Raw genomic sequence first — 22,958 nt, 5'->3', positions numbered from 1 at the left:
CGACGCTATCGACTGCCGTTACAGTCGCCTCATGGTGAATGTTGCCAAGGATGGCGGCCTGGTTGACGCGGAGTTGCCATCGGCCCCGCTCCTGACACCCCCAGCAACCCCGGCGTCCGACGCAACCAAAGCAACCCGGGCGCCCAGCCATGACCTCGTCGGTGGGGTGAGCCTCGAGGCGCTGTTGGCCCTGCCGTCGCTCGCCGGCGCCGAACTGCTCCAGGGCCCCGACCAGCCGCCGCGTGGCGTCATGCGGGCCTCGCTGCTCGGGGCCGCGCCGGACCCGCGCCACCACCTCGTCTGCGCCGACGCTGAAGCCGTCCTCGCGTGGGAGGCGGCCGGGCGCGATCCCCTCGAACAGTGCTCGCTCGACGGCGCCACCGCCCTCGCCATCGCCGGCGGCACCGCCGACCAGGCCCGGGACTGGCGCACCCGGGCCGGCGCCGCGGGTTTCCCGCTCGTGCTGGCCGCCGCAACGGCCGCGCCCGAGCGGATGGTGACCGAGGTCCTCGGGGCGGTGCTCGACCAGCAGGCCGGGATCCTCGAACGCGTCGAGGAAGCCCACCAGATCCTGGTCGGGGTCGTCCTCGCCGGTGGCGGGCTCGAAGACCTCTGCCAGCGTCTCGCCGGATTCCTCGGGGGCGCGGCGATGGTGACCAGCAGCGACGGTCGGGTGCTGGCCAGGGCCGGGTCGGAGGACGACCTCGCCGCGGCTCTGGCGCTCGACTGCTTCGACCGCACCGGGCGGCTCATCACCGAGCACGAACCGGTCGGCATCCGCCCCGCGCACGGCGCCAACGCCCGTCGCGCCATGGTGCGGATCGCGGCGGGCAACCTCAACCACGGGCTGCTGGCCGCGTTCGTGGGCGACCGGCCCCTCACGGCCGACGACGTCCACCTGCTCGAGCGGGCGGCGACCGTGGCGGCCCTGGCGATCACCAAGGAGCAGGCGGTCTCGGCCGTCGAGAGCAAGTACCGCGCCGAGTTCCTGCGCGACGCCCTCTCCGGGCGCGCCGGCTCCCCCATCGAGGCCGTGGCCCACGCGGCCTCCCTGGGCTGGGACATCGACCGCAGGCTCGTCGTCGTCGTGGCCGAGACCGACGAGGACGACGAGCACTCGACGCGCTCCCCGGCGGAGGTCGGGGTCCTGCAGGAGCGCTTCTCGCGCGCGTGGAGCCAGGCGATGGCAGTACGCGATCCACGCGCCCCGGTCATGGGGTTCAGCCAGGAGGTCGTCGCACTGTGCGGGGTGCTGCCCAGCGCGGACACCGACGCGATCATGCGCACGGTCTCCGAGGTCGTCCGGGTCATCAGCGGCATCGGCGGCGGCGGTCGGCGCACCTTCTCCACCGGCGTCTCGCGCCCGATCGACTCCGTCGCCGACCTGCCCCAGGCCTATGAGGAGGCCCTCAGCGCGGTGAGCGTCGGACGTCAGCTGCACGGCGACTCGGCGGTCACGCACTTCGACGGCCTCGGGGTGTTCCGACTCCTGGCGCTGATCCCCGACAGCGCCGACCTGCGCCGGTTCGTGGACGAGTCGCTCGGTGGCCTCGCCGCCGACGACTCCCCCGAGAACGTCGACCTGCGCCGCACCCTGTCGATCCTCATCGACACCAACATGAACGTCGCCGAGACCGCCCGCCAGCTGTTCTTCCACTACAACACGCTGCGCTACCGCATCGTGAAGCTCGAGAAGATGCTCGGCCCGTTCACCACCGACCCCCAGCTGCGGCTCAAGCTCGCCCTGGCGCTCAAGGTGCACCAGATGCGCGGCATCTGACCGCCCGGGTATGCCGCGTGGGCGCATGTCATCGCCCGGGGCACGAAGGTGCCGCGCCCTCTGGCGGGAGGGACGCGGCACAGCCCATTCGACTCCTGCCGAGCCCGCAATGCGAGCGCGCCACTCCGCATACTCTGCCGAAAGCCGCTCCGGCCCCGATAGCAACAATTGCCCAATGCAGCGGGCGGTCTGGCCGCTAGTTTTCGCCTATCCCGCAAGGGGCTGCGCGCCATGCCATGTCGGCTGGCCACGCCAGTGGAGAAGGAGTCCGCATGTCATTGGGCCTGGGTTGGAAACTGCACGGAGACGGCCGCACCATGGGCCCCGACGACGTCGTGGCCCCCGACGAGCGACTGTCGTGGGGCAAGACGGTCGGGCTCGGCGCCCAGCACGTCGTGGCCATGTTCGGCGCAACGTTCGTCTTCCCGCTGATCATGGGACTCAACGCCCAGCTCGCGATCATGATGAGCGGCGTCGCGACGATCTGCTTCCTGCTGATCGTCAAGGGCAAGGTCCCCAGCTACCTCGGCACGTCGGCCTCGTTCGTCGGCGCCGTCGTGGCGATCCGGGCACAGGCGGGGGCCACCTCTGCCACGGTCACCGGGGCGATCCTCGTTGCCGGTGTGGTGCTGGCCCTCGTGGGGGTGCTCATCCACTTCCTCGGTTCGAGCGTGCTGCACAAGGTTCTCCCACCGGTCGTGACCGGTGCAGTCGTCATGCTCATCGGCTTCAACCTCGCGCCGGTGGTCGCCAACATCTACTGGCCGCAGGACCAGTGGGTTGCGCTGCTGGTGATGACCTTCACCATCATCTGTGCGGTCGCCTTCAAGGGCTTCATCGGACGGATCGCGATCTTCCTCGCCCTCATCTTCGGCTACGTCGTGTCGTGGCTGTTCGACAAGGGCTTCGGCCAGATCACCTCCTTCGACGCCGGCGCCGGCAAGATCACCACGCACTTCCGCACCAACTTCCAGGGCATCAAGGACGCCGCGCTGTTCGGCTTCCCGCCGCACACGGAGATCGTCGCGGGCAAGGAGGTCGTCGGCTGGCACGCCCCGTCGTTCTCGATGGCCGCCATCCTGCTCGTGGTCCCCGCCGTCATCGCGCTCATCGCCGAGAACACCGGCCACGTCAAGGCCGTCGCAGAGATGACCAAGACCGACCTCGACCCCTACATGGGCCGCGCCATCGCCGCTGACGGCTTCGGCACCGTGGTGGCATCCGCGGTGGGTGGCTCGCCGACGACGACCTACGCCGAGAACATCGGGGTCATGGCTGCCACTCGGGTCTACTCGACTGCCGCCTACTACGTCGCCGCCATCGTCGCGATCCTCTTCGGGTTCTCCCCGAAGTTCGGTGCCCTCGTGGCGTCGACCCCCGGCGGCGTCCTGGGCGGCATCACGGTCGTGCTCTACGGCATGATCGGCCTGCTCGGCGCCAAGATCTGGAAGGAGAACGGCGTCGACTTCGGCAACCCGATCAACCTCGTGCCCGTCGCCGCGGGCATCGTCATCGGCATCGGCAACGTGACGCTGAAGTTCACCGACAGCTTCTCCCTCACCGGGATCGCGCTCGGCACGATCGTGGCCGTGGTGGCCTACCACGTCGCCAAGGCGCTCGCTCCTGCCGAGCTGCGGGCGCGCGCCGAGGGAGCGGTCCTCACCGTCGGCGGGCATGACACCTATGGCGACAGCGACGGGATCGACGACCTCAACCAGCGCCGCTAACGCACTCGGCGTGGCCCCCGACCCCGCGTCGGGGGCCATGCCTTTTCCCCGACCTCTCCCCCGCCCGTTCCGCACCCCCTCTGCCGACTCCCACCCCCGCCGTACCCCCACCCTTTCGCCCCACCGACCCGAGAAGGCAGGATCAGTCCGTGAAGCCCGCGCCGTTCGTGCACCACGCCCCCCGCACCGTCGCGGAGGCGGTCGCGGTGCTGGCCGAGGTCGGGCACGACGGCAAGATCCTTGCGGGCGGCCAGAGCCTCATCCCGATCCTGAACATGCGGCTCGCCTCGCCCGCCCACCTCGTCGACATCAACCAGGTCGCCGACCTCGCCGACGTGGTCGTGAGCGACACCGAGGTGCGGGTGGGTGCGCTGGTGCGCCACGCGCAGCTCGAGCACCACGAGGAGGCGTATGCCGCGTTGCCGCTGCTGCGCCAGGCGCTGGTCAACGTGGCCCACCCTGTCATCCGCAACCGCGGCACCACCGTCGGCTCGATCGCGCACGCCGACGCCGCCGGAGAGATGCCCGCCATGCTTGCCCTCACCGACGGGGTCGTCGAGGCGGTCTCGACCTCCGGCTCCCGGGAGATCGTCGTGGCCGACTTCTTCCAGGGCGCCCTCGAGACGTCGCTGGACGCCGAGGAGCTGGCCGTCGCCGTGCGGTTCCGGCGGTTCGCGGCCGGCACCGGCACGGCCTTCATGGAACGCGCCCGGCGGCACGGCGACTACGCCATGGCCGGCGTGGCAGCCGCGGTCCGCACGAGCGACGGTGTCGTCACGGAGGCCCGACTGTCCTTCGTCTCGGTCACCGACGTCCCCCGCACCCTGGACGTGACGTCGCTGTTCGCCGGGCAGGAGCCGGGCGCCGTGGACTGGTCGGCCTCGGCCGACCTCGTGCGCGACGCCATCGAGCCCGAGGGCGACATCCACGCCACGGCTGAGTACCGCGCCATGCTTGCCGCCGAGCTCGCCCGACTGACCCTGGCCCAGGCTGCCGCAGCGTCGCTCTCTCATGAAAAAGGCGAGTTAGCGCAGCAAGACGCGGCGCTAACTCGCCTTTTGCATGAGTCTGCGCCGGGAGGTGTCGCATGACCGAACCTGCCATCGAGGAGCTGCTCGACCTGACTGTGACGGTCAACGGGGTCCCACGCCACGCCCAGGCTCCGGCCCGACGCCTGCTGTCGGACTTCCTGCGCCACGACCTGCGTCTCACCGGCACCCACGTCGGCTGCGAGCACGGTGTGTGCGGCGCCTGCACCGTCCTCGTCGACGGCCAGCCCATGCGGTCCTGCCTGATGTTCGCAGTCACCGCCCAGGCCCACGAGATCACGACCGTCGAGGGCCTCGGCACCATCGACGCCATGGGCCCCGTGCAGCAGGCGTTCACGGAGTGCCACGGGTTGCAGTGCGGCTTCTGCACGCCCGGCTTCCTGACCACCATCACGGCCTACCTCGAGGACCACCCGCACCCCACCTCCGAGGAGGCCCGCGAGGCCATCTCCGGCAACCTGTGCCGCTGCACCGGCTACCAGAACATCGTGAAGTCCGTGCTGCGCGCCGCGGAGATCAAGGCCGAGCGCGGACGCGAGGGGTATGCCGCGGAGGCGGGCCCGCGGCATACCGGTGGGCTTGTGACCGGGGAGACGACGTGACGACCCAGCTGTTCGGGGCGCGGGTCACGCGCAAGGAGGACCCACGCCTGGTCACCGGCGGTGGTCGGTACCTCGACGACATGGGGCACGGCGCCCTCGCCGCGGCGTTCGTCCGCAGCCCCCACGCGCACGCCCGCATCGTCGACATCGACGTCACCGACGCGTTCGAGATCGACGGCCTGGTCGGCATCTGGACCCACGAGGACCTGCCGGGCAAGGTGGGCGAACCCTTGCCGCTGCTCATCCCCCACCCCACGCTGACCCACGGTCGCACGCAGTTCGCCCTGGCCCGCGACGAGGTCAACTACGTCGGCGAGGCGATCGTCATGGTGATCGCCCGCGACCGCTACGTCGCCGAGGACGTCTGCCAGCGGATCCGGGTCGACTACGAGCTGCTGACGCCCGTCGTCGGGATCGCCAACGCGCGCGACGGGTCGGCCCTGGTCCACGAGGACGTACCCGGCAACGTCGCCTGTCGCATGCTCCAGGAGGTCGGCGACGTCGACGCGGCCATCGACGCCGCGCCCCACACCCTGGAGCTGGATCTCGACATCGAACGCAGCGCCTGCATGCCGATGGAGGGCAAGGGCGTCCTGGCCCGGTGGGACACCGACAAGGGTGAGCTGCGCATCTTCTCCTCCACCCAGACCTCGACGGGCGTGCGCGCAGCGGTGGCCGCCAAGCTCGACCTGCCGCTCGCCAAGGTCGAGTGCATCGCCCCCGACGTGGGCGGCGGCTTCGGGGTGAAGATCAACCACCCGTGGCCCGAAGAGGTCCTGATCCCTTGGGCCGCAAGACTTCTCGAGCAGGAGGTGAAGTGGACCGAGGACCGTCGTGAGCACTTCATCTCCAGCGCGCACGAGCGCGGTCAGCTGCAGCAGATCCGCGTCGGCTTCGACGACGAGGGCCGCATCCTCGGCCTCGACGTCAAGTTCTGGCACGACAACGGCGCCTACACCCCCTACGGCATCATCGTCCCGATCATCACCTCGACCCAGCTGCTGGGACCCTACAAGCCCGGCGCCTACCGCTGTGAGTTCTGGTCGCTCTACACCAACACCGTCCTCGTGACGCCGTACCGCGGTGCGGGACGCCCCCAGGGCTGCTTTGCCATGGAACGCACGATGGACGCCATCGCCGACCGCCTCGGCCTCGACCGCGCCGAGGTGCGGTCGCGCAACTTCATCCTCCCGAGCGAGATGCCCTACGACCACGGCTTGCTCTTCCAGGACGGTCGGCCGCTCAAGTACGACTCGGGCGACTTCCCCGCCTCGCTCGCCAAGCTGAAGGCACTGGTCGGCTGGGACGACTTCGCCGACTACCGCGCGCAGGCCGAGGCAGAGGGGCGCAGGGTCGGGTTGGGCATCGGCTGCTACGTCGAGGGCACCGGCGTCGGGCCCTACGAGGGTGGCCACATCCAGATCGAGACGAGTGGGCGGGTCAACGTGTCCACCGGTCTGACCTCGCAGGGCCAGGGCCACGAGACGTCGTTCGCCCAGATCGTCGCGCAGGAGCTGGGGGTGCCCATCGAGGACGTCTTCGTGACGACCGGTGACACCCGCCGGATGCCGTATGCCGTGGGCACGTTCGCCTCCCGCGCGGCGGTGATGAGCGGCAACGCGATAGCCCTCGCCGCGCGCAACGTGCGGGCCAAGGCCCTGCGGATCGCGGCGGACGCGCTGGAGGTGTCGGCCGAGGACCTCGAGATCGTCGACGGCATCGTGCAGGTCAAGGGCGCACCCGGCACCACGATGTCCCTGGGCACCATCTCGGTGATGTCCAACCCGTTGCGCTATGCCTTCGACGACGCGGCCAAGGCGGCCACCCAGTTCGCAGGGAGCAACGACCCCGACAAACCGCCTGTCGCCGACGACGACGAGCCCGGCCTCGAGGGCAAGGACTTCTACTCCCCGACCCAGGCCACCTTCGCCAACGGCATGCACGCGGCGATCGTCGAGACCGACCCGGTGACCGCCGAGATCCGCATCCTGCGCTACTGCGTCATCCACGACTGCGGCAACATGATCAACCCGCTCATCGTCGAGGGCCAGGTCCACGGCGGCGTCGCGCAGGGCGTGGGTGGGGCCCTCTACGAGCGGATGGTCTACGACGAGTCCGGGCAGCTGCTCAACGCGAGCTTCATGGACTTCCTGATGCCCTACGCCTCCGAGGTCCCGCACATCGAGACCGACCACCTCGAGACCCCGTCGCCGCTGAACCCGTTGGGCATCAAGGGCGCCGGCGAGGCGGGGTGCATCCCCGTCACGGCCGTCATCGCCTCGGCGATCTCCGACGCCGAGGGGTTCGCGATCACCTCGATGCCGATCTCGCCGGTCGAGCTGTGGGAGCTGCGCCAGCGGCACGCCCGCGGTGAGATCCCCTCGCTCGCCCGCACGCGGCATACCTCGGCCGCACCTGCACCTGCACCCACCGCGTCCTCAGGCTCCGCACCCGCAACACCTGCCCAGGAGGCACGATGAAGATCTCCGGCACCGCCGCCCTCAAGGCGACGCCCCAACAGGTGTGGGACGCGTTCCACGACCCCGAGGTGCTCGCCCGCTGCCTGCCCGGCTGCGAGGCGCTCACCGAGGTCGGCCCCGACGAGTACGCCATGACCGTCACTGCGGGCGTCGCGGCGATCAAGGGCACCTACGAGGGCAAGGTCGCGCTGCGTGACCCGCGGCACCCCGAGCAGTTCACGATGAAGGCGCAGGGCGCGGGTGGGCCGGGCACCGTCGACGCCGACGTCGTGGTCCGCCTCGCACCCGCGGCCGCTGGTGGCACCGACCTGAGCTACGACGCCGACGCGGCGGTCGGTGGGGTGATCGGCGGCGTCGGTCAACGGATGCTCGCCGGGGTGACCAGGAAGATGGCAGGGCAGTTCTTCGAGGCGGTCGACGACGACATCGCCGGGGTCCGCAAGGAGAAGAAGACCAAGCCGGTCGAGGTGCCGGCAGGGCCCCGCCCGATCGAGGCCGTGGGCACCTCCACGGCGGCCTTCGGCGGCAAGCCGTACGCCTGGGGAGTCGTCACGGGCGGGGCGATCGCGCTGGCCGGCGTTATCGTGGGATGGGCGATCGGAGGACGTTGATGCGCGCATTCACGGCAGCTGCCATCCAGCTCGCGCCAGTGCCGGGACCGATGTCCCCGGAGTCGGTGCGCAAGAACCTCGACAAGTGCGTCGACTTCACGCGGCGCTGCGTCGACACGACCGGCGCCGAGCTCGTCGTGCTCCCCGAGTCCGCGACGACCGGGTTCACCCCGGACTGCACGACCGAGGAGCTGTGGGACCTCGTGTCCGAGATCCCGGGTCCCGTCACCGAACCCATGCAGGCGGTGGCCCGCGACCTCGGTGTGTATGCCGTGCTGGGCACCTACGAGCGTGGCCCGGAGCGGGGGGTCGTCTACAACTCCTCGGTGCTGATCGGGCGGGACGCAGAGGTCCTCGGGATCTACCGCAAGACGCACCCGTTCTGCACCGAGCACGTCGACGGTGGCGGCTGGGTGACCCCGGGCGACACCGTCACGGTCTGCGACACGGATCTCGGCAAGATCGGCATGATCATCTGCTTCGACGGCGACTACCCCGAGCTGTCGCGGATCCAGGCCGTGCAGGGCGCCGAGGTCATCTGCCGGCCCAGCGCACTGCTGCGGTCGGCCGACATCTGGGAGCTCACCTCTCGGGCGCGCGCCTATGACAACCACGTCTTCGTGATCGGCGCCAACGCCACCGGCATCGACCCGGCCGGGGTGCTCTACTTCGGCAACTCCCACATCGTGACGCCCACCGCGCACATCGCGGCCAAGGCTGCCTCCCACGAGGGGTGGGTGTCGGCCCTGCTCGACCCGGCAACGGCACTGTCCTCCCTCACGCCCGGCTCCAACATCAGCCAGGGTTTCGACCACCTGCGCGACCGCAACCTCGACCTGATCCGCAACCACCGCGACGAGCTCGAACGCCCGGCGGAGACGTCCTTCCCGCACTGACTTCTTCCAGCACTGACCCGCACCCGGCAGGATGGGCGCATGGACTGGACCCTCGAAGTCGTCATCCTGCCCGTCTCCGACCTCGCGTCGGCCATCGAGTTCTACCGCGACAAGGTCGGTTTCCACCTCGACCACCACACCACCAACGACTTCATGGACGTCGCCCAGCTGACTCCGGAAGGCTCCGGCTGCTCGATCGTCATCGGCACGCTGCCCTCGCAGCGGGAGATGGCAGCGGGCTCGATGCGCGGCCTGCAGCTCGTCGTCGCCGACGCGGCCGCGGCCCGTGAGGAGCTGACCGGCCGGGGCGTCGAGTGCAGCGAGATCACGGTGTTCGACGAGCGTGACGGGGGCACCTTCTTCGGGTTCGCCGACCCCGACGGCAACACCTGGGCGGTCCAGCAGCTCAAGGCCCGCGGCGAGAAGCCGCTGATCCCCCTCGACCACCGTGGCCGCTTCGGCGACGACGCCTAGCCGCCACGGTGCCCCTCCCCACCAGCCCGCCTTCTGCCCAGGGCGTCGACGCCCTCGGCCTCCTCGCCCTCATCGACGCCCTCGAGTCGGACGGTCACGACCCGCACAGCCTCCTGGTCGCCAGGCACGGCCACGTCGTCGCGCGCGGGTGGTGGGCGCCCTATGCCCCCGAGCGCGTCCAGCTGGTCTACTCACTGAGCAAGTCGTTCACCGCCACGGCGGTCGGGCTGCTCGTCGACGAAGGACGGCTTTCGCTCGACCAGCCGGTGCTCGACCTCCTACCTCCCGGCGACCTCCCTGCCGTGGTCGAGGTGCCGGACCGCTACCGGCGGCTGACCCTGGGCCACTGCCTCACCATGGCGACCGGTCACGACGGGGAGGGCTGGGGGCCGGCCGTGACGGAGGCGGCCCAGCAGCGCACCTCCGAGGGCGACCACACCGACCCCGTGCTGGCCGCGATCCTGGCCACCCACCAGGAGCACGAGCCCGGCACGGCGTGGGCCTACAACCAGATCGCCACCTACCTCGTCGCGGGTGCCGTGCGGGGGGTGACCGGCTCGTCAGTGCTGTCGCTGCTGCGTGACCGGGTCCTGCCGCTGCTCGACCCTCGGGGCGGTAACGACGTGGTGTGGCACCGCAGCGCGACCGGCCGCGAGCTGGGGTTCTCGGGGCTCCACGTCGGCACCGACGCCATCCTCGCCCTGGCCCAGCTCCACCTCGACCACGGCCAGTGGGACGGGACTGCGCTGCTGTCGCCCGAGTGGGTCACGACGGCCACGACACCGACCGGTCTGCCCAACCGTGAGGCCGACCCCAACCCGGACTGGCGGCAGGGCTACGGCTGCTCGTTCTGGAGCGCCCGGCACGGCTACCGCGGTGACGGCGCCTACGGCCAGTACGCCATCGTGCTCCCCGACCAGGACCTGGCGGTCGCCATCACCAGCGAGACCCCCGACATGCAGGCCGTCCTCGACCTCGTCTGGGATCACCTGCTGCCAGCCGTCGGGCGTGAGGACGAGTGCGGCGACGAACTCGCCGACGCCGCGCTTGAGGAGCGGATCGCCACCCTGGCGGTCCCCACCCCGTCGTCGTCGGCCCCCGGCCCGGACAGCGGGTGGTGGGTGCGTGCCGACGACAGTCAACTCCCACCGGCGTATGCCGCGATGAGCCTCGCGCCCGGCGGCGCGGCATACGAGGTGGTCCTGGACTGCCATGGCACCCGGGTGGCCCTCGAGGTGGGCGACGGCACGTGGGCATCGTCGACGATCGCGGTGGGCGGTGTAGAGCTCCCCGTCGTCGCGTCGGGCGGCTGGGACGGTGACGGCTGCTTCAGCGCGGACGTCCGCCTCATCGAGACCCCACACACCGTCCGCCTCCGCACCCGCAGCGACGGGACGGTGCACCTCGGCTGGCGCGAGGTGCCGATGCTCGGAGCCGACCCGCTCCTGAGTGCCGTGCGGGGCCCGGGCCTCCCCGCGCAGGACTGACGCCACAGCCTTCACCGACGCGGTTGGCAACTTGTGCCAAGGCGAGCCGGACGCGTGACCGGTTGAATCTCACCCATGGCTCAGCGGCGGATCAGGATCGGCATCGACACCGGCGGCACCTTCACGGACGTCGTGACGTTCGACGAGGACTCCGGCGAGATGGTGACGACCAAGACGCCGTCGACGCCGAGCAACCCGGCTGACGGCTTCATCAACGGCGTCGCCAAGGTGCTGGACCTCATGGGGGCCGCCGGGACCGACATCACGGCGGTCTGCCACGGCACCACGGTGGCGACCAACAAGCTGCTCGAGGGCAAGGTCGAACGGCTCGGGTTCATCACCAGCGAGGGCTACGAGTTCATGCTCGAGATCGCGCGCCAGGCGGTGCCCGACGGCTACGGCAACTCCTACTTCTGGGTCAAGCCGCCACGCATCGTGCCGGCAGATGCCGTGCGCACCGTCGGTGGCCGGATGGACTTCCAGGGCAACGAGCTCCGGCCGTTCGACGAGGCCACGGCCGTGGCGGCGGCCCGCTGGTTCCGGGACCGCGGGATCACCACGCTGGGCGTCTGCTTCCTGCACTCCTACGCCAACGACACCCACGAGCTGGCGATGCGCGAGATCCTGACGCGGGAGCACCCCGAGGCCATCGTGTCGATCTCGAGCGAGGTGCTGCGCGAGTACCGCGAGTACGAACGCTCGATGACCACGCTCGTCGACGCGGCCGTGAAGCCCAACGTGAGCCGCTACGTCACCAACATCCACACGCGGCTCGACGACTTCGCCAGCGGCATCCCGTTCTACATCATGAAGTCCAACGGCGGCGTGCTGTCGGCGGACGAGGTCGTGCACCAGCCGATCACGACCGTCCTGTCCGGGCCTGCGGCGGGCGCGCTCGGAGCGGGCCTGATCGCCAGGCGGGCCGGGTTCCCCAAGGTGCTGACCTGCGACGGTGGCGGCACCTCGACCGACGTCAGCGTCGTCCTCGACGGCGAGCCGACCCTGACGACGGAGGGCACGGTCGGCGCCTACCCCAGCAAGATCCCGATGATCGACGTCGTCACGGTCGGCGCCGGTGGCGGATCCATCGCCTGGGTCTCGCCCGAAGGCACGCTGAAGGTGGGACCGCACTCTGCCGGGGCCGACCCCGGCCCGCTCTGCTACGCCAAGGGCGGCACCCAGCCCACCATCACCGACGCACACGTCGTCCTGGGCCGGATCCCCCCACACCTCCTGGGCGGCGAGATCCCCCTCGACGTGGAAGCCGCCCGTGCGGGCATCGACGCCCTGGCCGAGCAGCTCGGGATCGACCCGGTCCGCTGCGCCACCGGCATCCTCGAGATCTCCGCGTGGAACCAGGCCAACGCGCTGCGCCAGGTCTCGGTGAAGCGAGGGCTGGACGTCCGCGACTTCATGCTCACGACGTTCGGCGGATCCGGGTCCCTGCTGGGCTGTCGGCTGGTCGACATCCTCGACCTCGCCGGCGTCGTCGTCCCGCAGAACCCGGGCAACGTCTCCGCCTTCGGGCTGCTGACCGTGGACGTCAAGAACGACTACGTCCAGACGATGGTGTCCAAGCACGCCACGCTCGACCACCCCGGGGTGCAGAAGACGTTCGACGAGCTCACCGCCAAGGCCGCGAAAGCCCTTGACGGCGAAGGCTTCTCGCGCGACGAGCACCGCTACTCGCGCACCGTCGACCTGCGCTACTTCGGTCAGGCCTTCGAGGTGCGCGTCGCCGCCCCCGAGGGCACCGTCGACGATGCGTATGCCGCGGGCGTCGCCGACGCCTTCCACGCGGAGCACCGCGCGTTGTACGGCTACGACTTCCGCGACGACCCGACCCAGCAGGTCGAGTGGGTCAACCTCCGGGTGACCGGCGTCGGCCCGATCACCCGTCCCGAGCTCCGCGAGCTCGAGACCCGCGACGCCGCGACTTTGAAGACCGGTCAGGATCAGGGCGCCCACGATCCTTCAGACTCGGCGGCCCGGCCCGTGTGCTTCGACGCGGACGAGGCCTTTCGCGACACCCCCATCTACTGGCGTCCGGACCTGCGGGCGGGCGACACGCTCGAGGGCCCTGCGGTCATCGAGGAGTTCGGCTCGACGGTGCCGGTCCACCCCGGCTTCACGGTGCGCGTCGACTCCATCGGAAACCTCGTGATCACACGGAGCACCCCAACAGCGACTGCGACGACGACCACGACCACGACCACGACCACGACCACGACGGAAGGTGCCCGATGAACACCGCCGGCCTGCCCACGGCATACGAGCACGGCAACCGGCTCACGCCCCCGGGAAGCACCGTCGACCCGATCCTCGTGGAGATCGTCCAGGGGACGCTGGCGAGCGTCGAGATGGAGGTCGAGACCGCCATCGCGCGCACCAGCCGCTCGCCCATGATCCGCGACGCGCACGACTTCCGGGCGGGCATCCACGACCGGCAGCTGCGCAAGCTCACCGGCCGGTCCTACTCGGCCCTCGTGCACCCGATCGCCCGCGACTTCCCGCTGTCGGAGATGGCCGAGGGAGACGTCTTCTTCCACAACGACGTCTACGAGTCCGAGGGCGGCATCGGCCACCTCCCTGACCTGTGCGTGACGGTGCCGGTCTTATGCGGTGGCGAGGTGGTGGCCTTCGTCCAGGCGTTCGGTCACCACGACGACATCGGGGGCGCCGTGCCCGGGTCCATGCCCAGCAATGCGTCCAGCGTCTACGAGGAGGGCCTCGCCGTCCCGCCGATCAAGCTGTGGGACAAGGGAGTTCCCAACAAGGCTGCCCTGCGGATCATGACCCGCAACTCAAGGATGCCGGACTCCCTGGCGGCCGACCTCGACGCGGAGTGCTCGGCCTGCCTGATGGGGGCGCGTCGGTTGTCCGAGCTGTTCGAGCGCTACGGCCGCGACACCATCGAGGCGGCCTTCGACACGATCCTCGACCAGACGACTGAGACCTACCGTCGCGAGATCCTCTCGAAGATCCCCGACGGCACCTACGTCTGGGAGGACTACGCCGAGCACGACGGCGTGGACGACCCCAGGCTGCACACCCAGCGGATCACCCTGACCAAGACCTCGACAGGAGGCCCCGACACCACTCCGGGCAGCGACGGTGGTCCACGGCTCATCATCGACTTCACCGGCACTGCCCCGCAGGCCAAGGGTCCGATCAACCACTGCGGTGACTACGTCGGCGGCAACTTCCTCAAGAAGTGGCTCGCACCGATCCTGCGCAACCTCGCCGACACCCCCGAGCGGATGGCCGAGCTCGACGTCAACGAGGGCATCGTGCCGCTGATCGAGATGCGCTTTCCCGACAAGGGCACGCTGCTCACGCCCATCTTCCCGGCTCCCACCAACGCCCGGACCTTCGTGATCCTGCGCCTGCTCGGAGTGCTGGCGGGCGTCGTGGCCAAGGCCGTCGACGGCAAGATGCCCGCCGACCAGGAGACGATCCGTTACACCGGCGTCTACGGCAAGGACCGCGACGGCAACGACTACCTCATGCGCGAGGTGCTCGGAGGCGGCTCGGGCGGCCGCTACTACGCCGACGGCGAGGACACCATCCACGTGGTGCCCGACTCGCGGAACCTGCCCACCGAGTTCACCGAGAGCCGGTTCCCCTTCATCGTCGAGCGGCTCGGGCTGGCGGTCGACTCCGGCGGCGCCGGACGCTACCGCGGTGGCCTGGGCTACGAGAAGCAGATCCGGATGCTCAAGGACGCGCACTTCATGTCCATCGCCGACCGCTCCATCCTCGCCTGCTGGGGCGTCAAGGGCGGCAAGGCGGGCAGCTCGTTCAACGTCACCATCGACCTCGGCGGACCCGAGGAGCGCGAGGTCGACGCCCTGGCCGACGCCGAGCCGGTCAAGGCCGGCGAGGTGATCAGGATCCGCACCACGGGTGGCGGCGGCTGGGGAGACCCGCTCGAACGTCCCTACGAGGACGTCGAACGCGACCTGCGCTGGGGCAAGGTGTCCTTCGAGGGCGCCCGCGCCTCGTATGGCGTCGTCGCTGAGGGCACCAAGGACGCTCCGGTCGTCGACACGGCCGCGTCGGACGCCCTGCGCGCCGAGCTGCGTGCTGCCCGTGCGGACGAGGAGCCGTTCTTCGACCGCGGCCCCGGCTACGCTCGCCTCGCCGACGGCAAGACGTCGGCCGACGTCGACTGGATGTGAGCAGACCCGTGAACGCGCCGCTGGAAGACATCGTCGTCATCGACCTGTCCCGAGCCCTCGCCGGCCCGCACGCGGGAATGATGTTGGGAGACATGGGCGCTCGCGTCATCAAGGTCGAGTCTCCCGGGACGGGTGACGACACCCGCGGCTGGGGGCCGCCGTTCGTCGGTCCAGAGGACGACCCCATCTCGACGTACTTCCTCGCCGCCAACCGCAACAAGGAGTCGATCACTCTCGACCTGAAGTCCGACGACGGTCGCGAGGTGCTCACCCGACTGGCGACCCACAGCGACGTGCTGATCGAGAACTTCCGACCGGGCGTCCTCGACCGCCTCGGCTTCTCCGCGGCCCGCCTCCACGAGCTCAACCCCCGGCTGGTCATCCTGTCGATCAGCGGCTTCGGGCACGACGGCCCCCAGGGCGGGCGACCCGGCTACGACCAGATCGCCCAGGGCGAGGCGGGGCTGATGTCGGTGACCGGTCCCGACGCCGACACCCCTCAGCGCGTGGGCGTCCCCATCGGCGACCTGCTCGCCGGCATGTACGGCGCCTACGGCGTGGTCACCGCCCTGCACGAACGCAACACCACCGGCGTCGGCCGCGTGGTCCGCACCAGCCTCCTTGCTGCAATCGTCGGCGCCCATGCCTTCCAGGGGACCGCCTACACCGTGGCCGGTCACGTGGGTCGCGCGCAGGGGAACCACCACCCGTCGCTGTCGCCCTACGGCCTGTTCCACTGCCAGGACGGTGACATCCAGGTCGCCTGCGGCAGCGAGTCACTGTGGGTCAAGCTCGCCCAGGAGTTCGACATCGACCCCGCCACACCGGGCATGGCCACCAACCGCGAGCGCACCGTGAACCGCGCCCAGGTGACGGCCGCGCTCAACGCCGCCTTCGCGGCATACCCGCTCGATGTCCTCCTCCCGCGCCTGGCCGAGCTCGGCATCCCCGCGGGCGAGGTGCGCAGCATCGACCGCGTCTACGACTGGGACCAGACGCGTTCGCAGGGACTCGTGCTCGACATCGAACACCCCGTCCTGGGGCACATCGAGGTCCCCGGCCCACCGATCCGCTTCGACGACAACGCGTATGCCGGGGGGCGCAGCGAGCACCTCGCGCCACCGACATTGGGCCAGCACGACGAGAGCGTCCGTGCCTGGCTCGACGGCTTGGACGAACATCAGGGCTGAGCGCTGAGCGCGGAGCAAACGCGTCAGCCCGCCCGGAGTCCGGGCGGGCTGACGTGTGTGGCCTTGCGGCGCAGGAGCAGCGCCTCAGGCGGTGCGGACCGGGCGACGGTTGCGCAGCTTGCGCCGCACCTGCTTGCCGATCGCCTGCGCGGCGATGCCGAGGCGGTTGCGGCCGGGCTCGGGGTTCGGGAGCGACAGGGAGATGACCTGGCCCCAGGCTGACGCGACCTGCTTGTAGAGCGGCCCAGTCGTGTAGGTCAGGCCGTAGCGCTCGCAGATCTCCTGCACCCGCGGGGCGATCTCGCCGTAGCGGTTGCTCGGCAGGTCGGGGAACAGGTGGTGCTCGATCTGGTGGCTCAGGTTGCCGGACATGATGTGCAGGGCCTTGCTGCCCGAGATGTTGGCCGAGCCGAGCATCTGGCGCAGGTACCACTCGCCCCGGCTCTCGCCCTCGATGGACGCGCGGGCGAAGGTCTCGACGCCCGAGGGGAAGTGGCCGCACATGATGATCGAGTGCGTCCAGACGTTGCGGACGAAGTTCGCCGTCGCGTTGGCCGCGATGGTGTGCAGGAAGGACGGGCCGGACAGCAGCGGGTGCAGCAGGTAGTCCTTGCGCGCCTGGCGGCCGACCTTGCGCAGCACCATCTTTCCGTTGCGCTTGAACTCCTCCTTGTCACCGCGGCCGGCAAGCTGCTTGCCGATCTCGAGGTCGTAGGCGGCGATGCCGTACTGGAAGAAGCACATGTTGAGGAAGTTGTAGAGCGGCTGGCCGAGGTAGGCGGGCATCCAGCGCTGGTCCTCGTCGACGCGCATGATGCCGTAGCCGAGGTCGTTGTCCTTGCCGATCACGTTGGTGTACGTGTGGTGCAGCTCGTTGTGGCTGTGCTTCCACAGGGCTGCGGGGGTGGCGCTGTCCCACTCCCAGGTCGTCGAGTGGATCTTGGGGTCGCGCATCCAGTCCCACTGGCCGTGGAGGATGTTGTGGCCGACCTCCATGTTGTCGAGGATCTTGGCGACGGACAGGCCGGCGGTGCCGACGATCCAGGCCGGCGGGAAGATCGAGAACAACAGCACGGCGCGCGAGGCGAGCTCGATCTTGCGCTGAACGCTGATGACCTTGCGGATGTATGCCGCGTCCTCGGCTCCGCGGGAGTCCAGGACTCCCTGGCGCAGCTCGTCGAGCTCCATGGCCAGGGCCTCGACGTCCTCGGCAGTCAGGTGCGCGGTCGGGTCGGCCTTGCCAGAGCGCTTCGGCACGTGGCGACGCTCGGCGATGGCGGTCGACAGCCGGCTGTTCGTGGACCGGGTCGCGGTGCGCACGGAGGGAGCGCCAGGTGCCTTCGGGGTGGAGGCAGCGGAACCATCGATCGTGAGGTCAAACTTCTCTGCGGTGGCAGTCATGGCGTCTCCTTAGAGGTCGATCTCGCAGTGGCCGGCAGCCGCCGACACACAGGTCTGGATGCGGATGCCGTCGCCCTTGGCGGCAATGGTGAGGTCGCCGCTGCGCAGGTCGCGCACGGCACCTTCCTTCAGGGGCACGACACAGCCGAAGCAGATGCCCATCCGGCAACCGGACGGCATCAGGACCCCGGCGGCTTCGCCGGCGTCGAGGATCGGGGTCGCGCCGTCGGCATCGACGGTGATGCGCTGGGTGCCGAAGGTGACGGTGCCACCCTCGCCCTCGGCGATGATGACCGGGCGGAAGCGCTCGGTGTGGAGTCGGTCGGTGATCTCGGCGTCGGCCCAGGCCGCCTCGAAGGCGTCGAGCATGCCGGTGGGGCCACAGGCCCAGGTCTCGCGGAAGCGCCAGTCGGGCACGAGCTCGTCGAGCGAGTCGGTGCCGACCATCCCCTGCGTGTCGGTGTGCCGCTCGACGAGGCGGATGCGGCCGGCCTCGGCCCATTCACGCAGCTCGGCGGCGAAGATGACGTCGGCCTCGGTGGGGGCGGAGTGGATGACGACGACGTCGTGCAGCTCGTCGAGGTGGTTGCGGAGCATTCCCATGACCGGCGTGACGCCCGATCCCGCGGTGACGAACAGCGCGCGAGCCGGACGCGGCGACGGGAGCGTGAAGTCGCCGGTCGCCTGGTCGAGGTGGACCAGGGTGCCGGGCTGCAGGGCGCGCACGACGTGGTTGCTGACCTTGCCGTCCGGGATCGCCTTGACGCAGATCGAGATGATCCCGTCCGGGGCGGCCACGGGCGAGGTGAGCGAGTAGGCACGCCAGTTGCGCACACCGTCGACGTCGACGCCGATTCGGATGTACTGGCCGGGCACGTGGCCGGCCCAGGAGCGACCGGGCTTGATGCGCACCGTGACGGCGTCCCGGGTCTCGGGGGTCACGGAGACGACGCGACCGCGAAGGTCGGCGCCGGCGCGCATGGGCGCGATCAGGTCGAGGTAGTCATCGGGCAGCACGGGGGTGACGACTGCCTCGGCAACTCGGCGGAGGACCGTGCGCAGGGACGGGCGGGGTCTCGTGGACCCTGGCGTCGTGCGGAGCGGGAGAACTGCGGTCATGGTTCCACTATGGGCGATCAGGTAGGGTAATTTCCTGACCACAGCGCGTGAGAATCGCGACCAGAATTGTTCGCAAAGGACAAAAGCCAATGGTGACGTCAGCCAGCGGTACCGCTGCTGAGCACGCGGCGGAACTCAGTATCCCACCCGAGGTGCAGAGCGAGCTCAAGCGCGCTCTCCCCCAGGTGGCGGCCGACGCCGTCCAGGCCATCATCGTCGAGGTTCCCAGCTACGCCGAGGCCCGCGACTACCTCGTCGGCAACATCGAGTCGGCGGTGCAGGTCGCCCTCGGCAGCTTCCTGACCATGGCCGCCCGGTCCGACGACCCCAGCTCGCCGCTCGGCCCCGCCCGCCAGGCCTCCTACGCCCTGGGCCGCGGCGAGGCCCGCAGCGGACGGAGCATGGACGCCCTGCTCTCCGCCTACCGCATCGGCGCCCGCGTCTCGTGGCGTGAGCTGTCGGCGGTGGGCGTGCGGGCGGGGATGTCCGCGCCGCTCCTGGCGCAGTTCGCCGAGCTGGTGTTCGCCTACATCGACGAGCTCTCCGCGGCCAGCGTCGCCGGTCACGCCGACGAGCTCGCCACCGCGGAGCGCAGCCAGGAGCGCCGGCTCGAGCGACTGGCCCTCGACCTCGTGCGCGGCGCGTCCGACGAGGTGACCACCCGCCGCGCGGAGCGGGCCGACTGGGCCGCGCCGACGACGGTCACCGTGCTGCTCGTACCGGACGAGCGGCTGCACCAGGCCCGAGCCCTCGTGGACCCGCGGTCACTGTTCCTCGGTGAGGACCTGCCCGATCTGACGGCCTCCGAGGACTACGTCGTCCTCCTGGTGCCCGACCTCCGGGCGGCCGCCCGACGCCGGCTGCTGCGGTCCCTGCGCGACTACGGCTGCGTGCTCGGTCCGGCCAGGCCGTGGCTGCAGACGGCTGCCTCCTACCGGCGTGCGCTGCGGGCGGCGCGCCTGCTCGCGGGCGAGAACACCCGCATCACCACGGCCTACGACACCGACGCCCACCTGGCCGAGCTGGTCCTGAGCGCGGACCCCGAAGCCCTCGCGGACCTGCGGGCCCGCGCGCTCAAGCCGCTGGACGACCTGTCGCCCACGGCCCGGGAGAAGCTCGTCGAGACCCTGCGCCTGTGGCTGCTGTTCGGTGGTCGGCGCGAGGCGGTGGCAGCCGGGCTCTTCGTGCACCCGCAGACGGTGCGATACCGCATGGGGCAGCTGCGCGAGCTCTTCGGTGACGACCTCGACGACCCGCTCGTCGTCCTCGACCTCGTCCTCGCGCTCGGCGTTCCACCCACGGGCGGGACGCCTACGCCCTAGGCTCGTCGCCTCGCACTCCGGAGGTGGCATGTCAGTCCCGTCCAGGCCCGCACGCCGACTCGGCGGGCTCGAGCTCGCCACCACGGTGCTCGACGCAGACAGCTGGGTCTCGTGGGACGGTCCCGTCCGTGACGTGGCCAAGGACGGCTCGGCGTATGCCGCGGAGCTCGCCGCGGCGCGCGAGCGCTCTGGTGCCGACGAGGCCATCATCACCGGCGAGGGACGCATCCGGGGGCGCCGGGTCGCCCTCATCGCCGGCGAGTTCGGCTTCCTCGCCGGTTCGATCGGCAGCACGGCCGCCGAGCGGGTGGTGCTCGCGTTCGAGCGCGCCCGCCGCGAGGAGCTGCCGCTCTTCGCCGCACCCTCGTCGGGCGGCACCCGCATGCAGGAGGGGACACCGGCCTTCGTCGGCATGGTCAAGATCAGCGCCGCCTGTGCGGCGTTCAAGGAGGCGGGGCTGCCCTACCTGGTCTACCTGCGCCACCCGACGACGGGCGGCGTCTTCGCCTCGTGGGGGTCGCTCGGGCACGTCACGGTGGCCGAGCCCGGCGCCATGATCGGGTTCCTCGGGGCCCGGGTCTACGAGGCGCTCTACGACCACCCGTTCCCGGAGGGGGTCCAGACGGCCGAGAACCTCTTCGAGCACGGGCTCATCGATGCGATCCTGCCCGTCGAGGCGCTCGCGGAGGTGGCCGACCGGGCCCTCACCGTGCTGACCGGCCCGCGCCATGACCTGCCGGACGTCCCCGAGGTGCCCAAGGAGCAGCTCGCCGACATCCCTGCGTGGGAGTCGATCGCCAGGTCGCGGCGCACCGACCGACCCGGCGTGCGCGCCCTCCTGCGGCTCGGCGCGACCGACGTGCTGCCGCTGCACGGCACCGGCCAGGGCGAGTACGACCCCGGGATGCTGATGGCCCTGGCCCGGTTCGGAGGCGCCCCCTGCATCGTGCTGGGTCAGGACAGGGACCGTCAGACCTTCGACGAACCGTTGTCCCCCAAGGGACTTCGCGTGGCTCGGCGGGGCATGAAGCTGGCCCACGAGCTCAAGCTGCCCCTCGTCAGCATCATCGACACGGCTGGAGCCGCACTCTCCAAGGAAGCCGAGGAGGGCGGCATGGCCGGCGAGATCGCCCGCTGCCTCGCCGAGCTGGTGATGCTCGACGCGCCGACCGTCTGCGTGCTGCTCGGCCAGGGCACCGGAGGCGGTGCGCTTGCTGTCATGCCGGCTGACCGGGTGATCAGTGCGCAGCACTCCTGGCTGTCCCCGCTGCCCCCGGAAGGCGCTTCGGCGATCCTCTATCGCGACACGAGCCACGCCCCCGAGCTGGCCACCAGCCAACGGGTCCGCGCGCTCGACCTGCTGCACGCCGGGATCGTGGACCGCATCGTCGCCGAGCACCCCGACGCCGCCGACGAGCCCGAGGAGTTCTGCCGCCGGATGTCGCAGGCGATCCAGCACGAGCTGGCCACCCTCGCCCGCGAGGAACCGGCCGCCAGGCTGGCCGCCAGGCTGGAGCGCTACCGCCGACTGGGGTGACCAAACCGGGCGGGTGCCGCGGGCAACCCACCCAGCCCCACGGCATACATCTGCCAAGGCGGGACCGGCCGTTGGGCAGGTCCTGCCAACGTCATCGGCGGTCGCGCATCCCTAGGCTCGCCGCACGGACGACGAACGGAGGTGGCATGCGGGTCCTGATCGCGCTCGGCGGCAACGCCATGACCGGTCCCGACGGCAGCGCCACCCCGCAGGCCCAGCGGGAGGCCATCGGGCGGGCGATGGGTCACGTCGCGACGGTCGTCGCAGCCGGCCACGAGGTCGTCCTCACCCACGGCAACGGTCCGCAGGTCGGCAACCTGCTCGTCAAGAACGAGCTCGCCGCCAACGTCGTCCCCCCGGTCCCGCTCGACTGGTGCGGCGCCCAGACGCAGGGAACGATCGGGTTCACCATCCTCGACACCCTCGAGCCCGCCCTCGCCGCACTGGGGCTGAGCCACCCCGTCGCCGCGCTCGTCACCCGCACCCTGGTGGACCCCGACGACCCCGGGTTCGCCACGCCCACGAAGCCGATCGGCCGCTTCCTGCCCTACGACCAGGCCCGGCCGCTCATCGAGCACGGCGAGACGTGGGAGGACCGCGGCGACAAGGGGTGGCGTCGCATCGTGGCCTCCCCTGCACCCGTCGAGGTCCTCGAGACCCACACGCTGCTCACCCTCCTGGGCGCGGGCTACGTCGTCGTGGCGGCCGGGGGCGGCGGCATACCCGTGGTGCGTGACGCCGACGGCACCGTCCGCGGTGTCGAGGCGGTCATCGACAAGGACCTCACCGCGGCCGTCCTCGCCCGCGCCATCGGCGCCGACGCGCTCGTCATCGCGACCGACGTCGAGAACGCCGTCCTCGACTTCGGGACGCCGCAGGCGCGACCCGTCGGCCGCGTCCCCCTCACCGAGATGGAGGGGTATGCCGCGGACGGCCAGTTCGCCTCCGGCTCGATGGGCCCCAAGGTCGAGGCCGCCATGCGGTTCGTCCGCGAAGGCGGCGGACGCAGCGTCATCACCGCCCTCGACCGCATCGCCGACGCCCTCTCAGGAGACGTCGGCACCATCATCGAATCCACGACAGACAACGGAAGGTGACCACC

The 22,958-nt window shown here is 70.7% G+C and carries 17 protein-coding genes; 15 read left to right on the top strand and 2 right to left on the bottom strand.

The window, feature by feature from the left end; translation table 11 throughout:
- The first annotated feature begins 31 nt into the window (after positions 1-31).
- The 12 genes from AC1DYG_RS11735 (at position 32) to AC1DYG_RS11680 (ending at position 16,477) form a co-directional block, all read left to right on the top strand.
- Positions 32-1,780 (top strand): helix-turn-helix domain-containing protein, encoded by a 1,749-nt coding sequence (locus tag AC1DYG_RS11735; RefSeq protein ID WP_477640038.1) that lies wholly within the window; start codon positions 32-34, stop codon positions 1,778-1,780.
- A gap of 272 nt (positions 1,781-2,052) precedes the next feature.
- Positions 2,053-3,507, top strand: a complete 1,455-nt coding sequence (locus AC1DYG_RS11730) for a uracil-xanthine permease family protein (RefSeq protein ID WP_477640037.1) — start codon at positions 2,053-2,055, stop codon at positions 3,505-3,507.
- A 149-nt stretch (positions 3,508-3,656) separates the two neighbouring features.
- The gene (locus AC1DYG_RS11725; protein ID WP_477640036.1) at positions 3,657-4,598 is read left to right on the top strand and encodes an FAD binding domain-containing protein; all 942 of its coding nucleotides are present in this window, start codon (positions 3,657-3,659) and stop codon (positions 4,596-4,598) included.
- Positions 4,595-5,158: a (2Fe-2S)-binding protein gene (locus AC1DYG_RS11720; protein WP_477640035.1), complete on the top strand. Its 564-nt coding sequence runs from the start codon at positions 4,595-4,597 to the stop codon at positions 5,156-5,158. The genes AC1DYG_RS11725 and AC1DYG_RS11720 overlap by 4 nt, the downstream gene beginning before the upstream one ends.
- The gene (gene cutA / locus AC1DYG_RS11715) at positions 5,155-7,638 is read left to right on the top strand and encodes an aerobic carbon-monoxide dehydrogenase large subunit (RefSeq protein ID WP_477640034.1); all 2,484 of its coding nucleotides are present in this window, start codon (positions 5,155-5,157) and stop codon (positions 7,636-7,638) included. The genes AC1DYG_RS11720 and cutA overlap by 4 nt, the downstream gene beginning before the upstream one ends.
- A complete protein-coding gene (locus AC1DYG_RS11710) occupies positions 7,635-8,249 on the top strand; it encodes an SRPBCC family protein (RefSeq protein ID WP_477640033.1) in 615 nt (204 codons plus the stop codon). The genes cutA and AC1DYG_RS11710 overlap by 4 nt, the downstream gene beginning before the upstream one ends.
- Positions 8,249-9,145, top strand: a complete 897-nt coding sequence (locus AC1DYG_RS11705) for a carbon-nitrogen hydrolase family protein (RefSeq protein ID WP_477640032.1) — start codon at positions 8,249-8,251, stop codon at positions 9,143-9,145. Before AC1DYG_RS11710 ends, AC1DYG_RS11705 begins: the two co-directional genes overlap by 1 nt.
- 39 nt (positions 9,146-9,184) lie before the next feature.
- Complete coding sequence (locus AC1DYG_RS11700) at positions 9,185-9,619, top strand: VOC family protein (protein WP_477640031.1); 435 nt, start codon at positions 9,185-9,187, stop codon at positions 9,617-9,619.
- An 8-nt stretch (positions 9,620-9,627) separates the two neighbouring features.
- Positions 9,628-11,106, top strand: coding sequence for a serine hydrolase domain-containing protein (locus tag AC1DYG_RS11695; RefSeq protein ID WP_477640030.1), 1,479 nt, complete (start codon positions 9,628-9,630; stop codon positions 11,104-11,106).
- A gap of 75 nt (positions 11,107-11,181) precedes the next feature.
- The gene (locus tag AC1DYG_RS11690; RefSeq protein WP_477640029.1) at positions 11,182-13,353 is read left to right on the top strand and encodes a hydantoinase/oxoprolinase family protein; all 2,172 of its coding nucleotides are present in this window, start codon (positions 11,182-11,184) and stop codon (positions 13,351-13,353) included.
- Positions 13,350-15,287: a hydantoinase B/oxoprolinase family protein gene (locus tag AC1DYG_RS11685; protein ID WP_477640028.1), complete on the top strand. Its 1,938-nt coding sequence runs from the start codon at positions 13,350-13,352 to the stop codon at positions 15,285-15,287. The genes AC1DYG_RS11690 and AC1DYG_RS11685 overlap by 4 nt, the downstream gene beginning before the upstream one ends.
- A gap of 8 nt (positions 15,288-15,295) precedes the next feature.
- The gene (locus AC1DYG_RS11680; protein ID WP_477640027.1) at positions 15,296-16,477 is read left to right on the top strand and encodes a CaiB/BaiF CoA transferase family protein; all 1,182 of its coding nucleotides are present in this window, start codon (positions 15,296-15,298) and stop codon (positions 16,475-16,477) included.
- A gap of 84 nt (positions 16,478-16,561) precedes the next feature.
- On the opposite strand, the gene AC1DYG_RS11675 is transcribed toward AC1DYG_RS11680, so the two are convergent.
- Both AC1DYG_RS11675 and AC1DYG_RS11670 read right to left on the bottom strand, forming a co-directional pair.
- Positions 16,562-17,878 (bottom strand): fatty acid desaturase family protein, encoded by a 1,317-nt coding sequence (locus AC1DYG_RS11675; RefSeq protein WP_477640026.1) that lies wholly within the window; start codon positions 17,876-17,878, stop codon positions 16,562-16,564.
- A gap of 9 nt (positions 17,879-17,887) precedes the next feature.
- On the bottom strand, positions 17,888-18,997 hold the full coding sequence (locus AC1DYG_RS11670; protein ID WP_477640025.1) for a ferredoxin reductase: 1,110 nt from the start codon (positions 18,995-18,997) through the stop codon (positions 17,888-17,890).
- 152 nt (positions 18,998-19,149) lie between these two features.
- On the opposite strand from AC1DYG_RS11670, the gene AC1DYG_RS11665 reads away from it, so the two are divergent.
- From AC1DYG_RS11665 to AC1DYG_RS11655, 3 genes are all read left to right on the top strand, one after another.
- A complete protein-coding gene (locus tag AC1DYG_RS11665; protein WP_477640024.1) occupies positions 19,150-20,319 on the top strand; it encodes a PucR family transcriptional regulator in 1,170 nt (389 codons plus the stop codon).
- A gap of 28 nt (positions 20,320-20,347) precedes the next feature.
- The gene (locus tag AC1DYG_RS11660) at positions 20,348-21,856 is read left to right on the top strand and encodes a carboxyl transferase domain-containing protein (protein ID WP_477640023.1); all 1,509 of its coding nucleotides are present in this window, start codon (positions 20,348-20,350) and stop codon (positions 21,854-21,856) included.
- A 146-nt stretch (positions 21,857-22,002) separates the two neighbouring features.
- Complete coding sequence (locus tag AC1DYG_RS11655; RefSeq protein ID WP_477640022.1) at positions 22,003-22,953, top strand: carbamate kinase; 951 nt, start codon at positions 22,003-22,005, stop codon at positions 22,951-22,953.
- Positions 22,954-22,958 lie beyond the last annotated feature (5 nt).

The sequence above is a fragment of the Pedococcus sp. P1_H8 genome, assembly GCF_056405175.1.
This window is presented reverse-complemented; position numbering and strand designations above follow the sequence as displayed.